At 70.9% G+C, this 13,508-nt stretch carries 13 protein-coding genes; 4 read left to right on the top strand and 9 right to left on the bottom strand.

The genetic code is table 11. The features are described from left to right. Window positions 1–13 precede the first annotated feature (13 nt). The gene (locus D7X30_RS43755; RefSeq protein WP_233592081.1) at window positions 14–1,381 is read left to right on the top strand and encodes a hypothetical protein; all 1,368 of its coding nucleotides are present in this window, start codon (window positions 14–16) and stop codon (window positions 1,379–1,381) included. 25 nt (window positions 1,382–1,406) lie between these two features. Here the strand turns inward: D7X30_RS43755 and D7X30_RS39045 are convergent, their stop codons facing one another. Then, window positions 1,407–2,435: a lipoate--protein ligase gene (locus tag D7X30_RS39045; protein ID WP_120568071.1), complete on the bottom strand. Its 1,029-nt coding sequence runs from the start codon at window positions 2,433–2,435 to the stop codon at window positions 1,407–1,409. Between the two features lie 160 nt (window positions 2,436–2,595). Between D7X30_RS39045 and D7X30_RS39040 the strand changes: the two genes are divergently transcribed. Then, window positions 2,596–3,348 (top strand): pyridoxal-phosphate dependent enzyme, encoded by a 753-nt coding sequence (locus D7X30_RS39040; protein ID WP_120568070.1) that lies wholly within the window; start codon window positions 2,596–2,598, stop codon window positions 3,346–3,348. A gap of 12 nt (window positions 3,349–3,360) precedes the next feature. On the opposite strand, the gene D7X30_RS39035 is transcribed toward D7X30_RS39040, so the two are convergent. Next, window positions 3,361–4,146 carry a hypothetical protein gene (locus D7X30_RS39035; protein WP_120568069.1) on the bottom strand — a complete coding sequence of 262 codons (786 nt, stop codon included), beginning with the start codon at window positions 4,144–4,146 and terminating at the stop codon, window positions 3,361–3,363. Window positions 4,147–4,364: 218 nt separating this feature from the next. On the opposite strand from D7X30_RS39035, the gene D7X30_RS39030 reads away from it, so the two are divergent. Together D7X30_RS39030 and D7X30_RS39025 are read left to right on the top strand one after the other, a co-directional pair. Then, on the top strand, window positions 4,365–5,291 hold the full coding sequence (locus tag D7X30_RS39030; RefSeq protein WP_120568068.1) for a triacylglycerol lipase: 927 nt from the start codon (window positions 4,365–4,367) through the stop codon (window positions 5,289–5,291). Between the two features lie 22 nt (window positions 5,292–5,313). After that, the gene (locus tag D7X30_RS39025; RefSeq protein WP_120568067.1) at window positions 5,314–6,369 is read left to right on the top strand and encodes a lipase secretion chaperone; all 1,056 of its coding nucleotides are present in this window, start codon (window positions 5,314–5,316) and stop codon (window positions 6,367–6,369) included. Between the two features lie 6 nt (window positions 6,370–6,375). Here D7X30_RS39025 and nadE read toward each other — a convergent pair whose 3' ends face one another. The 7 genes from nadE to D7X30_RS38990 form a co-directional block, all read right to left on the bottom strand. Continuing rightward, window positions 6,376–7,371: an NAD(+) synthase gene (gene nadE / locus D7X30_RS39020; RefSeq protein WP_120568066.1), complete on the bottom strand. Its 996-nt coding sequence runs from the start codon at window positions 7,369–7,371 to the stop codon at window positions 6,376–6,378. Window positions 7,372–7,373: 2 nt separating this feature from the next. Beyond that, window positions 7,374–8,972: a class I adenylate-forming enzyme family protein gene (locus D7X30_RS39015; protein WP_120568065.1), complete on the bottom strand. Its 1,599-nt coding sequence runs from the start codon at window positions 8,970–8,972 to the stop codon at window positions 7,374–7,376. 67 nt (window positions 8,973–9,039) lie between these two features. After that, a complete protein-coding gene (gene asnB / locus D7X30_RS39010) occupies window positions 9,040–11,010 on the bottom strand; it encodes an asparagine synthase (glutamine-hydrolyzing) (protein WP_120568064.1) in 1,971 nt (656 codons plus the stop codon). A gap of 7 nt (window positions 11,011–11,017) precedes the next feature. After that, a complete protein-coding gene (locus D7X30_RS39005; protein WP_014398060.1) occupies window positions 11,018–11,266 on the bottom strand; it encodes an acyl carrier protein in 249 nt (82 codons plus the stop codon). 108 nt (window positions 11,267–11,374) lie between these two features. Beyond that, entirely contained in the window at window positions 11,375–11,971 is a 597-nt protein-coding gene (locus D7X30_RS39000) for an acyltransferase (RefSeq protein WP_120568063.1), read from the bottom strand. Beyond that, window positions 11,968–12,510, bottom strand: a complete 543-nt coding sequence (locus tag D7X30_RS38995; RefSeq protein ID WP_120568062.1) for a DapH/DapD/GlmU-related protein — start codon at window positions 12,508–12,510, stop codon at window positions 11,968–11,970. Before D7X30_RS38995 ends, D7X30_RS39000 begins: the two co-directional genes overlap by 4 nt. Before the next feature lie 3 nt (window positions 12,511–12,513). Beyond that, entirely contained in the window at window positions 12,514–13,380 is an 867-nt protein-coding gene (locus D7X30_RS38990) for a hypothetical protein (protein ID WP_120568061.1), read from the bottom strand. Between the last annotated feature and the right edge of the window lie 128 nt (window positions 13,381–13,508).

The following is a 13,508-nucleotide window of genomic DNA, read 5'->3' as shown; positions in this document are numbered from 1 at the left end:
CGGAGACGGAGTCATGGGTTCTCGATGGTGGATGGGTTTGATTGTCGGCCTGGCGACCCAGGGGGCGTTCGCGCAGACCTCGCCGGTCGCCGCGGATGACTGGGGTGATGACGGTTACGCCCAGCAGTCCAACGCGGATGACTCCGGGCCCATCGCGCCCTCGCCGCCCCCCGACCTGCCCGCCGAGTCACCGACCCCCCGGCCCTATGCCGGCGCGGTCTGGACGTCCGGGCACTGGTACTGGGACGGCGACAACTGGCAGTTCAAGTCCGGCGGCTGGGTGGAGCGCATGCCCGGCTACCAGTACGTCAACGGCTACTGGGCGCAGGACGATGACGTCTGGCGCTGGGTGTCCGGCGGCTGGGCCCAGGAGGGCTCCACCGAGGTGGAGATCCCCGTGGAGGTCGCCAGCGAGGACGTGACGGCCACCCAGGCGCCTCCGGCCCTGCGCGTGGAGTCGCCGCCCCCCGCGCCGGCCGTGGGCTACACGTGGGCGCCGGGCTACTGGTACTGGGGCGCCAACGGCTACGAGTGGGTCTCCGGCTCGTGGATGGAGCCGCCGCGTCCGGGCCTGGTGTTCGTGTCGCCGCACTGGGTGCGCCGCGGCCCGTCCTGGGCGTTCGTGGGCGGTGGCTGGGGCTGGAATGGCTCGGTGCGCGTCGTCGTCCCGGTCTACCGCCACGCGCACATCTCGTTCTCCTTCGGCCGTCCGAACCCGTTCCTGCGCACGTGGTACCGGTACCCGGGCGTGTCGTGGCGCTACTACGGCTACGGGCACAGCCGCTACCGCCCGGGCGGCTACCACTACTCGCGCCCGGGGCCGTACCGGTACAACAGCCCGCGCATGCATGACGCTTCGCCCGGGCGCTACACGTCCAACGGCGGCCGGGGCAACAGCCGTCCCGGGCCCTACCGTCCGCAGGGCAGCGGCGTCCACTCGTCGAACAACGGCAACGGCGGCAACAGCGGCGGCTGGGGTGGCACGCGCGGCCCGCCTCCCGGTGGGCGCGGCACGAGCGGCGGCGGGCACCCGTCCAGCGGCGGCAACAGCGGTTGGAATGGCGGCTCCAGCCCCGGGCGTCCGTCGTCGGGTGGCGGCTCCAGCCCCGGGCGTCCGTCGTCGGGTGGCGGGGGACGCTCCTCGTCCAGCAACGGCAGCGGTTGGGGCGGCGGCAGCTCCGGCCGCGTCCAGCAGACCGGCGGCGGGTCCTCCAGCAGCAACAGCGGCGGTTGGGGTGGCGGCAGCTCCGGCCGCGGCGGTGGCTCCTCCTCGCGCGGCTCCAGCGGCGGTGCGTCTCACGGTTCCAGCCGCGGCGGTGGCAATGGCGGCGGCTGGGGTGGCAACTCCGGCGGTGGCCACGGCGGTGGTGGCCATCGCTGAGTGAAGTGACGGCGGATGGGCCGGGTCAGACCTCGACCTGGCCCATCAGCCACGTCCCCAGCTCTCCCAGCTCGCGCTCCTGCGAGGGGTGACGGGCGCGGACCTCGGCGACGGCCTGCTGCATCCCGTCGCGGCTGTGCGGCTTGCCGGTGATTGCCGTCTGCAGGTCCTGCACGAGGTCCGGGTAGAGCGCATCCGAGAAGACCTGCGCGCGGGTGACGTGTCCGTTCTCCGCGTCGACGTGGACCTCGAAGAAGCCCCACGACAGGTACTCCACCATCTGGTGGCTGAAGCGGGGCGCGTTGCCGAAGCGCCAGTCCCATGACGCGTAGTGATCGAAGGTGCGCTTGAGCGACGGCTGGCCCTCCAGGAACGAGGGCTCCAGGAGCTCCGGCTCCGCGGTGGCGCCGTGGAAGTCGCAGAAGGCGCCAATCATCGCCTTCACCAGCGACTCATGGGAGGCCTCCGGCTGGAGGTCGCGGATGTTCATCACGCGCGAGCGCACCGACGCGCTGCCCTTGGACTCCAGCTTCTTCGGGTGCGGCGTGAGGTAGTTGGCCAGCCGCGACAGGTTGGCGTGGATGAGGAACGTGCCGTGGTGGAAGGCGCGGTCCTTCGTCTCGCGGTACGCGCTGCCGCTGATCTTCCGGGGGCCGTCCTCCAGCGGAATCACCAGGTCGTTGCGCCCGGACGCCTGCGCCGTCACGCCCAGCCGCGACAGCGCGTCCAGCAGGATGGTGACGTTCGCCGTCTTGTTGTAGCCCTCCTTCGCGGACAGGAACGTGAAGCAGGTGTTGCCCAGGTCGTGGAACACCGCGCCGCCGCCGCTGGTGCGCCGCGCGAGGAAGACCTGGTCCTCCTCCATGCGGGAGAGGTTGCACTCGGACCACGGGTTCTGGTTGCGGCCGATGACGACCGTGTTGTCGTTGCGCCAGAGGAAGAGCGTCTGGGTGGAGGGATCCAGCTCGCGGAAGATCCAGTCCTCGGTCGCGAGGTTGAACCAGGGGTTGTACGTCTCCGACAGCAGGATGCGGACGCGCGGGGCTTGAGACATGGGCCCGGAGCATAACCGCCCGCCACGTGCTTGCAGGGACTTGCGCCGTCCCGCGCAGGACATCCGCCCCGTCCCGGGGGCAATGGCCGTGGAGGGGCCCCCTCCGGAAGACTCCGGCGCGTGTCGGGCGCGGAATGCAGGTGCGCGCCAGGGGGCGGCCATGCGTGGAGTGTTTTCCCTGTCGCGTCCGCGAGCGAGCGGTCCGGTGGTGTTGTGGGGCGGGGCGCAGCCGTCCGGCAGCCTCAAGTACCTCACCTTCGCGCGCTACCTGGCCGCGATGCCGCCGGGCTCGCGCGGGCTGGTGGAGCTGTCCGGCGCGTCGAGCGCGCTGGCGCTGGACCTCCTGGGCCGCGAGCGGGGCCTGCCCACGGTGGCGCTGACGGACGCGGCGGGCGCGACGTACCTGCGCGCCCACGGCTTCCAGGGGCAGGTGCGGCAGGTGGACTCGATGGCGGACATGTTCCACCAGGCCCAGTCCCTGGAGCGCGAGGGCTGGTCCTGGCCCCGGCAGCTCACCAACCGGGCGCTGGTGGCGTGCGTGGAGGCCTGGGCGTCGGGGCTGCGCGCGCAGGTGCGCGAGCGCTTCCCCACGGTGCGGCACGTGGTGTGTGGCTTCGGCACGGGCGCGACGCTGGTGGGCCTGACGCGCGTCTTCATGGCCGGTGGCTTCACCGTCACCGGCCTGCAGCCCGCGCCCGGCAATTCGATGCCCGGCTGGCGCACGTGGGGGGCCCAGAACCTGGGCGCGGAGGACCTGTTCTTCGAACACCAGCCGCGCATGCTCCTGGCCACGGCCGCCCCCGCGCCGGATGCCTTCACCGCGCTCCTGGACTGGGCGCGCCGGCAGCCGAATCCCGAGCGGGTGCTCGTCATCGCGCACAACGCCCGGGAACCGGACTCCGCCCGCGCCTGAGGTGCCGCGCGCCTACCGGTGCGCCGCTTCGATTCGCGCCCGCACGGCGGCCACTCCGTCGCGCGGGTACGCGGGCACGTGGGACAGCTCGCGCTCGGCCAGTCGCAGGAGCGTGCGCGCGAGGCCGGGCGTATCGCCCTCCATGGCTCGCGCCAGCTCACCGCCGGTCTCCGGATACACGCGCTCCACGCGCCGCACCGGATCCAACCCGTCCAGCAGCGAAGCAGCAGGGGCGGGGACATGGCGCGCGAGCAGCAGGCAGAACAGGCGCACCGCTTCGTGGAGCCGTGAGCGTCCGCTGAGCCCTTCGCCGCGCGCGTGGCGCCCCACGCCCACCAGCACCTGCGTGAGCCACTGCCCGAACAGCCACGCGTCGTCCGGGGCCGTGCGCTGGAGCTCCACCGCCGTGTCCCGCGCGCGCTCGTTCATGCGCTCCGTCACGCCGCCCTTGTCCAGCAGCACGCGGTAGCGGTTGACGCGCGCGAACGACAGCTCCTCCAGGTCGAACACCGCGAACTCCAGCAGGTGCCCGTCGCGGTACACGACCTTGAGGCCATGCGCCGTCTCGCGGAACGCCAGCGCCACGTCCTCCGCGCGGGGCAGCCAGCCGCGCTCCTGTCTCAATGTTTCAGCGTGTCCGGGCCAGGCGACGACGAAGAAGTCATGGTCGCTGAAGTCATCCGGCGCGTAGTCGCGCGCCGCCATCGAGCCCAGCGCCACGAGCCCGCGGAACCGGCCGTCCGCGTCAGCCCTGCGCGTCAATTCCGTGGTGAAGGCCTGATAGGCGGCGGTGTCCAAGCGAGTGCTCCTCGGGAAGGGCCCGCATGCTGCCACTTTTCATGACGCAACGGGTCGCAGAGGGAAGGGCCGCAAACGCATGCGTCTGTCTTGACCCGGAGCTGACATGCTTTTCGGTTAATTCTGAGGTTGGCTTGATTTTTATCAGTGTCTCGCTTTATGGGCTGATTCGCGGGTCAATCCCTTCGATGATCCGCCCTCCCCAATCAGGAGCCTGTATGCGAAACGCCGTCCGGACCCTCGTTCTGACTGTCGCGGTTCTTGCCCTCTGGGCGCAGCCCGCCCGCGCGGATACGTACACGCAGACGAAGTACCCCATCGTGCTGGCGCACGGCATGGCGGGTTTTGATTCGCTGTTCGGGGTGCTCGACTACTTCTACGGCATCGAGTCGACGCTGAAGTCGGGCGGCGCGAAGGTCTACATCACGCACGTTCCGCAGTTCAACACGAGCGAGGCGCGCGGCGAGGCGCTGCTGGCGCAGGTGCAGGACGTGCTCGCGCGTTCGGGCGCGAAGAAGGTGAACCTGATTGGCCACAGCCACGGCGGCCTGGACGTGCGCTACGTGGCGGCGGTGCGGCCGGACCTGGTGGCGTCCGTGACGACGGTGGGCTCTCCGCACAAGGGCGCGGACCTGGCCACCTACCTGCGCTCGAACATCAAGGGCGGTTCGTTCACGGAGAGCGTGCTGTCGTACTTCGCGAACAACCTGGGCATGGTGCTGGGCCTGCTGTCCGGCAAGACGCAGCCGCAGGACGCGATTGGCGCGCTGTCTGCGCTGTCCGCTTCGGGCGCGGCCACGTACAACGCGAAGTTCCCGGCGGGTCTGCCCACCACCTCGTGCGGCACTGGCGCGGCGACGGGCACGCAGGGGCAGCGCTACTACTCCTGGTCCGGCACGGATCCCTTCACCAACGTCTTCGACGCGTCCGACTACGCGATGAAGCTGTCGTCCTTCTTCTACAGCGAGGCCAACGACGGCCTCGTGGGCCGCTGCAGCTCGCGCTTCGGCACGGTCATCCGTGACAACTACGACATGAATCACCTGGACGAAGTGAACCAGGTGCTGGGCCTCACCGCGTTCTTCACCGACCCGAAGTCCGTGTTCCGCACCCAGGCGAACCGCCTGAAGACCGCGGGCCTGTAATCCGCTCCAGGAGCGCCCCGCCATGAAGAGCCGCGCCGTCATTCTCGTGGTCGCGCTGTGCGCCCTCCTGGGGGCCGGTGTCTTCTCGTGGTGGAAGGTCCGGGCGGAGGATGCGCCCGGACCCGCTGTCCCGCCGTCCGCCGTTCAAGTCGCCCAGGGGCCGAAGCCGCTGGGGACGCCTTCCGCTGTTCCCGGTGCCGCCGCGACGCCGAGCCCGGCTCCGCAGGCTGGCTCGCCGCTGCCGCCGCTGCCCGGTTCGCTGAAGGACACGGAGGAGGATGGCGCGGTGCTGGTGGACGCGTCCGGGCACTTGGTGCCGAACGCGGACCTGCGCCGGTTCTTCAACTACTACCTGTCCGCCACGGGCGAGGAGCCCGCGTCGCTCATCCGCGAGCGCATCCTCACTGCGCTGCGGGCGAAGAAGCTGCCTGCCGCCGCCATGGACGAAGCGGTGCAGGTGCTGGATGACTACCTGGCCTATCTGGAGGGGGCGCGGGGGCTGGCGTCAAAGGGCTCCGCGGCCACGATGGATACCGCCGAGCGCCTGGAGTCCCTGCGCAAGCTGCGCCGGGAGCACCTGGGCGGCGCGGCCGACGGCCTCTTCGGGCAGGAGGAGGCGGTGGACGCGGTCGCCGTGGAGCGGCTGAAGCTGATGCAGGACGCGTCGCTGACGAGGGAGGAGCGCGAGCAGCGCATGGCGGCCCTGGAGGAGCGGCTGCCTCCGGACGTGCGCGCCAGCCGCGAGGAGGCCGTGCGCCCGCTGCGGCAGCAGGCCGTGGAGCAGGAGCTGCTGGCGGGGGGCGCGACGGCGGAGGACCTGCACCAGCACCGGCTGTCCACCGTGGGGCCGGAGGCCACCGAGCGGTTGGAGGCGCTGGACGCGGAGCGTGCGCAGTGGAAGCAGCGGCTGGCGGACTTCCGCGCGAAGCGCGCGGCGCTGGGCCAGAGCGAACCGGACCCTGCCCGGCGTCAGGCCGCGGTGCAGCGGCTCTTGTTCGACTCGTTCACCCCGGAGGAGCGCCTCCGGGTGGAGGCCGCGGACAGCATCGAAGCGGCCTCCGGTTCCGGAGGCGGGTGAAGCGCTTCAGGAGATCTTGAAGGGCTTCAGCTCGCTGACCTCTTCGAGCAGCAGCGGCTGCGCGTGGAGGTACGCGGTGGTGCGGCGCTTCTGGTCGATGTCGTCGTAGACGCGCTGGATCTGCTGCGGCGTGAGGCCCATCTCCGGGGAGACCTCCTCGGGCGTGATGCCGTGGTTCTTCGCCCAGAGGATGAGGTCCAGCTGCGAGTAGTGCACGGAGAAGTAGAAGTCCTCCTGCGACTGCTCCAGGCTGAACGTGTCCGTGGTGGGCTCGCGGTTGAGGATGCCGTCGATGACGCCCAGGTGCCGCGCGAGCTTGTACGTCTGCGTCTTGTAGAGGCTGGCGATGGGCTTCACGTCCGCGGAGCCGTCGCCCAGCTTCACGAAGAAGCCCTGATCATACTCCAGGCGGTTGGGCGTGCCGGACGCGGCGAAGTTCAGCCGGTCCGCGTGGAAGTACTCCATCATCTTGCGCGCGCGCTGCTTGAAGTTGGTGGCGGCGACGATCTGCACGTAGGCCTGGGGCGTGAGGCGGAAGCGCTGCTCCTGCCCGTCCACCTGCACCACCACGTAGAAGACGTTGAGGGCGTCCGTGTTGAGCCGGTCGCCGTGCATGACGATCTTCCACTTCATGTCCGGCTGGAACGCGGGGAACACGGAGCGCACGGCCGCGTCGCGCTGCGAATAGCACCCGGCGGCATCCAGCATGGGCGCGATGTCGTGCAGCGTGTACTGGATGCCCAGCTTCTCGCAGAGCTCGCGGCCCAGCTTGGAGGACAGGCCGCTGGAGTCGCGCTCCGGCAGGAGCAGGCCGAAGACGCGGTCCGGTCCCAGCGCGCGCACCGCCAGCGCGGCGACGCACGCGGAGTCGATGCCGCCGGAGACGGCGACCACCAGTCCGCGCTTGCGCAGCTTCTTGAGGACGGCCTCCTTGAGCCCGTCGGACAGCGACGCGGCCTTGGCCTCCCAGTCCAGTTCCAGCACCTGCTTGGAGAACTTCATCGTCACGACGACCTCGATTCAGGAGAAGAGAGTGAAGACAGCACGCGCGTGCGCAGGTCGGCCTTGAGCACCTTGCCGGTGGGCCCGCGAGGGAGCGCGTCGGTGAACAGCACGTGGCGTGGCACCTTGTGGGCCGGGAGCGCCTCGCGGCAGAAGCGGCGGAGGTCGTCCTCCTTCGTGGTGGTGCCGGGGTGGAGGACCACGGCGGCGCACGCGGCCTCGCCGCCCAGGTCGTCCGGCACGCCCACCACGGCGACCTCCAGCACGGCCGGGTGGCGCGCGAGGACGTGCTCCATCTCCGCGGGGCTCACCCGGTGGCCGCCGACCTTGAGGATCTCCTTCGCGCGGCCGACTAGGAAGAAGAAGCCGTCCGCGTCGCGCCACGCGAGGTCGCCGGTCCACAGCCAGCCGTCATGGAGGATGGCGGCCGTGTCGTCAGGAGCGTTGAGGTAGCCGGAGGTGACGTTGGCGCCCCTGGCCACGAGCTGGCCCACTTCACCGTCGGGCAGGGGTGTGGCGTCGTCACCGACCACGGCCAGCGTGACGCCGGGGATGCCCTGGCCGATGGAGCCCGCCTTGTCGGTGGCGCGCGAGGGCGGCAGGTAGGAGAGCCGCGCGGTGGCCTCCGTCTGGCCGTACATGACGAACAGCTCCGCCGGGTGGAAGGACTCGCGCGTCCAGCGCACGGTGTCCGGGGACATACCGCCGCCGGCCTGGGTGAGGTAGCGCAGCTTCAGGTTCGCGAGCGAGTCCGGTGCGGCCTGACGGCGCAGCAGCTCGAAGGTGAGGGGCACGCCCGCGAAGCCGGTGCAGGACTCGGTGGCCATGGCCTCCAGCACCACCTGCGGGTACATGAAGCGCGGATCCAGGAACACGGAGCCGCCCGCGAGCAGGTGCGTCTGGAGCACGCTCTTCCCGTAGCAGTAGTGCAGGGGAAGGATGAGCATGGCGCGGTCGCGCGGGGTGAGGCCCAGGTACTCCACGATGGAGCGCGTGTTCGCCGCGATGTTGGCGAACGTCTGCACGACGCCACGGGGCGTGCCCGTGCTGCCGGACGTGTAGACGATGGACGCGGGCGCATCCGGAGGCAGCGAGGGCAGGGCGGCCAGCGGCTCCAAGCTGGCCTCTGGATCCACCGCGCCGTCCTCCTGCAACCACGTGCACGGAGCGGGCTTCAGCAGTCCGACCATGCGCTCCGGAGGACGGGAGCCGTGGACGATGAAGAAGTGGGTGAGCTGCGAGCGTCCCGTCCAGCGCCGCGCGTCCTGACCGAAGATGACCGCGTGGCGGGCACCCGTCTGCGCGAGGATGCTGGTCAGGGAGTCCGCGCCCGTCTCACGGTCCAGCTCCACGGCGCAGGCACCCAGGGCCTGCACCGCGAGCCCCGCGACGGCCGCCGCGCAGCCCAGGGGCAGGGCAATGAGGACCCGAGCCCCGGGCTCCACGCCGGATGCACGCAGCTGTCCCGCGAGCGCCAGCATCCGTGCTTCGAGCTGGGAATAGCTGAGCCGCGCCCACGGAGAGTCCACCGCCGGCGCGTCCGGCGTCGCTGCCGCATGGCCACGAACCCATGACGGCGCGGTGTCCGCATGCGCGCTCACGCTCCCTCCCACTGCGCATGCGAGCGTGGCGCGGGCGTGCTCGCCACTTCGGTGCCTGAAGGCGTGCTCACGCGGCCTCCAACTGCACCGCGTCCACGTCCGCCTGGGGCACGGGCTTCGGCTTCAGGAAGTGATGCGCCAGCAACTGCGTGGACGCCACGGCGAACAAGGCCATGGTGTCCGCTTCGCTCTCCGCCGAGTTCGGCGCACGCAGCTTCGCGACCAGCCGCTCCACCTTGCGCGCGTCGAAGACGCCCGTCGCCGCCACCGCCTCCGGGGCCAGCAGCTCGCGCGCCCACGCCGGCGCATCCGGGCCCACCAGCGCTCCCGCGATGGGAGCACGGTACGGGAACTTGCTGCGCTCCAGGATGGACGCCGGCACCCGGCCCTTCGCGAAGCGCTTGAGCAGGTGCTTCTCATCCAGACCCCGGAGCCGCAGCCGCTCCGGCACGCGCGCGGCGAACTCCATCACGCCCGTGTCCAGGAACGGGAAGCGCCCCTCCACCGCGTTGCCCAGCAGCATGCGGTCGCCCTGCGCGGACAGGAGGTAGCCCGACAGCAACGTGCGCGCCTCCAGGTACTGCGCCCGCGCCAACGGCCGCCACTTCGCCACCGCGTCCGGCACCGTCGCGAGCACCGACGCCACCGGATCCTCGTCCGCCACCTTCGCGGCGAACTCCGGCGCGAGGAAGCGCAGGATGCGGCCGCTGTTGCCCCACCGCACCAGGTGCGAGAACCCCAGCGCGTCCGGCGTCTCCAGCCCCGTGCCGAAGAACTCGCGCAGCAGTTCCACGTTCTGCTGGCTCACCGACAGCGTCGGGTACAGCCGGCGCAAGAGCAGCGGCCGGTACTTCGAGCCCGGCTGGCGCGCCCAGAACTGGCGCACCTGCGTCTCCTTGAAGAGGTCGTAGCCGAGGAACATCTCGTCCGACCCTTCACCCGTCAGCACCACCTTGATGCCCTGGTCGCGCACCCACCCGGACAGCCGCAGGAACGGCGCGGGCGCGGAGCGCATCATCGCCTGCTCCGCGTGGAAGATGACGCCCGGCACCAGCGCGCCAATGTCACCGTCGCGCATCTCCACCACGCGGTGCTCGGTGCGCAGCTGCTCCGCCACCGTCGCCTGGTGCGTGCGCTCGTCGAACCGCGCGTGCGCGAAGCCCACGGAGAAGGTCCGCAGCGTCCCGCCCAGCTGCTCCTGCGCCAACGCGCACAGCAGGCTGGAGTCCAACCCACCCGACAGATACGCCGCCACCGGCACGTCCGCGCGCAGCCGCAGGCGCACCGCTCGGTCCAGCACCGCGCCCAACTCCTCCAACAGCCGGGGCGCCTCCGCTGCGTCCGGCGTCACCCCGAAGTCCAGGTCCCAGTAGCGCTGGAGCGTCAGCGCTCCATCGCGCCACTTCGCCACGTGCGCGGGCGGCAGCAGCGACACGCCCTCGAAGGACGTGCGCGGCGCCACCGGCGCCCAGAGCTGGAACGTCTGCTTGAGCCCCCGCGCGTCCAGCGCCGGCGCCACCAGACCTCCAGCGAAGAGCGCCTTCGCCTCCGACGCGAACGCCAGGTGCCCTTGCGGCAGGTGCGCGTAGAACAGCGGGCAGATGCCCACGCGGTCGCGCGACATCCACAGCGTGCGGTCGCGCGGATCCCACAGCGCGAAGGCCCACTGGCCCTCGAAGCGGCGCACGCAGTCGATGCCCCACGTGAGGAACGCCGCGAGGATGACCTCCGTGTCCGAGCGCGTGCGGAAGGCATACGCCCCCGACAGCTGCTCGCGCAGCTCCACGTGGTTGAAGATTTCGCCGTTGAAGACGACCGTGAGGCCGGTGGCCTCGTCGCGCATCGGCTGGTGACCGGAGGCCAGGTCGACGATGGACAGCCGCGCGTGCCCCAGCGCGGCGCCGTCCAGGAGCAGGGCCCGCTGCGCGTCCGGCCCCCGGTGCTTGATGCTGGCGGTCATGCGGCGCAGGCGGTCGGCGTGCTGCGCCGTGCCCGAAGCGTCACCCGCCGGGAAGGTGAACCCCGCGATGCCGCACATGGGCGTCTCAGCTCGCCTTCGCCAGCGACTGCTTGCGGTCCACGAAGGCCACCACGCGCGACAGCGAGTCCAGGTTCTCCGGCACCAGCTCCTTGTCGTCGAGCTTGATGTGGAACTCCGTCTCGATGAAGGCCACCAGCTCCATCATGCCCGTGGAGTCGATGAGGCCCTTGCGCAGGAACGAGTCGTCGTCCGCGAAGTCGTCCACGAAGAAGGTGTCGACGATGAAGGTGCGAAGCGTGTCACGCGTGCTCATGGGTTGGGTCCTGTCGTTGAAGCGAAAAATGGGGTGTGGAAGGGGATGCGGAAAAGAACGCGCCCGGCGCGTTTTGCTGAGCGCCGGGCGAAGCAAGCAAGCGGCCCGTCAGGTGCCCGTGGCGCCGCGGGCCACCAGGTCCAGGCTCATGCTGCGCGCCGGGTTGCCCATGGCGAGCGAATCCGGGGGCACGTCCTGCGAAACGATGCTGCCGGCGGACACCACCGACCGTGCACCGATGCGCACGCCGGGTAGCAGGATGGCGCCGTGGGCCACCCAGACGTCGTCCTCGATGATGATGGGGGCGATGCGCTGGCCGTCCCGGTCGCTCACGCGCACGAACGACGCGAACATGCACCGGTCGCCAATCTGCACCGACTCCCAGGCCTCCACCGACGCGCCGTAGTTGAACTGGGTCTCGTTGCCCACCAGCAGCCGCGCGTGCTCGTAGCAGACCACCGACGTGGGCAGCATGCCGCCCAGGAACGTCAGCTTGTCGCCCAGCTCCGCGTGGCCGTCGTTGCGCGCGGCCACCGGGCCATACGCCGCCACGTCCCGGCCCATGCGGAAGTCGCGGAACAGCCAGCGCGCCCGCGCCACGGCCACCACGCGCTCGGCGCGCGGAAGCACCTCCGTGCGCACCATCTGGAGGCCCGCGCGCGCCATCTGGAGCGCCTCGGCCCGGGAGGGGAGGGGAGGCTTCATCGCGCCACCTCGCGCCGCAGCACGCGGGCCGGAGCCCCACCCACCGTCACGCCCGGCGGGATGCGGCGGGAGATGACCGTGCCGGAGGCCACGCTCGCGCCCTTCTGCAGGTGCGTGCCCGGCAGCAGGATGGAGCGGCTGCCCACCGTGACGCCTTCCTCCACCACCAGCGGCACCGACTGCGGCCGCTCGTGCCGGTTGCCCCGGACCGGGTGGTACATGTTGTCCATCAGCTTGCACCACATGCCCAGGTGGCTGCGCGCGCCCACCGTCACGCATGACTGCGCTTCGATGGAGCTGCCTCCCTCGATGGTCACGTCGTCTTCAATCACGATGCGTCCCCCCCGCTGCGCGTGCAGCTCGATGGGCGCCATCCGCGCGTCGAACAGCACGCGGTCCCCCACCTGGATTTCACCCTCGCCGTGAATCCAGACGCGCCCCCAGACGGTGGGGGTGGCGCCCACGACTCCACAGCGGCGCAGCTTCAAACGCGCGACGGTCGGCCCCAGGCCGAGCAGCATCATCAACGGAACGCGCATGTCTCAGGGCCCGGCCTTCGCGGCGGCGGGCGCCTCGCGTGGGGTTTCCGGCAGGGCCGCCAGGAAGGTGACGAGCGCGGAGGCCACGCGCGCCTGCCCCTGCGCGTTGAGGTGCCCCCCGTCATCCGAGTAGGCCGGCACCATCGCCGGATATGCGCGGCCGTTGACCTCGTACGTCTCACGGGTGCCGTCCGGCTGCGACGACTCCAGCGCCGCCAGGTCGAACAGCGGCTCCTTGCCGCCGTAGGTCTGCCGCATCAGCGCGTTGAACGCCTCGCGCGACACGTTCTCCCCCACGCCGAACACCGCGCGCCCACGCAGCTCGTTGAACCACGCCTTCGCCCCGCGCTGCACCGTCGTCAGCGGCGCGGTGACGTGCACGAAGGTGACGCCCGGGTGGCGCGACTTCAGCCCCGCCAGCGTGGCGCGGTACTTCTCGAACAGTGACTTCGCGTCCGTGCTGGAGGTGAAGTCGATGTAGCAGAACTTCACCAGCGCCACGTCCACCTGCGTGGCGACGCCGCCGTCCAACAGCTGCTCGAAGTGCGCCAGCTTCGTCTCCGGCTGCTCGTTCTGGCCCACGAACGCGTGCGCCAGCGTGCCCCGCGGAATCGTGGCGCTCGCGTCCTTCACCTCCACGATGGCGGGCGCCTTCGCATTCGGCAGGCCCCGCACGCCGTCCAGGATGTTGCCGCCCACCGACTGGTGGCCGAAGAAGACCCGGCGGTGCGTCAGCCGCTCCAGGCCCGCGACCGTCGCGTCTGGCTTCACCTGGGCCGTGGCCGCGGCGTTCTGGGGCAGGGCCATCAGCAGCGCGCCGGGAAGCAGCAGCGCGCCCAATCGCGCGGGGAAGCCACGAATGTCTTGCATGTGTGAACCTTTAGACCTTTCAGGCTCCAAGCGTCAAAGGCCCCGGCGTCGCGGCTGGATGCATGCCTTCCAGGCCGCCACGCAGTGCGTAACAGAGGGTCGTGATTGCCCCGGAGTTGTGCGGGGAA

Source organism: Corallococcus sp. AB011P, assembly GCF_003611605.1.
Taxonomy (GTDB): domain Bacteria; phylum Myxococcota; class Myxococcia; order Myxococcales; family Myxococcaceae; genus Corallococcus; species Corallococcus coralloides.
Note: the sequence above shows the minus strand (reverse complement) of the source record. Positions and strands in the feature narration are given on the sequence as shown.

Bases quoted from the DNA above. Each gene is read 5' to 3' on its own strand.
- D7X30_RS43755 (WP_233592081.1), top strand. From the start codon at position 14: ATGGGTTCTCGATGGTGGATGGGTTTGATTGTCGGCCTGGCGACCCAG.
- asnB (WP_120568064.1), bottom strand. From the start codon at position 11,010: ATGTGCGGCATCGCGGGGTTCACCTTCCCGGCGGGTGACGCTTCGGGC.
- D7X30_RS39045 (WP_120568071.1), bottom strand. From the start codon at position 2,435: ATGTCTCAAGCCCCGCGCGTCCGCATCCTGCTGTCGGAGACGTACAAC.
- D7X30_RS38990 (WP_120568061.1), bottom strand. From the start codon at position 13,380: ATGCAAGACATTCGTGGCTTCCCCGCGCGATTGGGCGCGCTGCTGCTT.
- D7X30_RS39005 (WP_014398060.1), bottom strand. From the start codon at position 11,266: ATGAGCACGCGTGACACGCTTCGCACCTTCATCGTCGACACCTTCTTC.
- D7X30_RS39000 (WP_120568063.1), bottom strand. From the start codon at position 11,971: ATGAAGCCTCCCCTCCCCTCCCGGGCCGAGGCGCTCCAGATGGCGCGC.
- nadE (WP_120568066.1), bottom strand. From the start codon at position 7,371: ATGAAGTTCTCCAAGCAGGTGCTGGAACTGGACTGGGAGGCCAAGGCC.
- D7X30_RS39030 (WP_120568068.1), top strand. From the start codon at position 4,365: ATGCGAAACGCCGTCCGGACCCTCGTTCTGACTGTCGCGGTTCTTGCC.
- D7X30_RS39040 (WP_120568070.1), top strand. From the start codon at position 2,596: ATGCGTGGAGTGTTTTCCCTGTCGCGTCCGCGAGCGAGCGGTCCGGTG.
- D7X30_RS38995 (WP_120568062.1), bottom strand. From the start codon at position 12,510: ATGCGCGTTCCGTTGATGATGCTGCTCGGCCTGGGGCCGACCGTCGCG.
- D7X30_RS39025 (WP_120568067.1), top strand. From the start codon at position 5,314: ATGAAGAGCCGCGCCGTCATTCTCGTGGTCGCGCTGTGCGCCCTCCTG.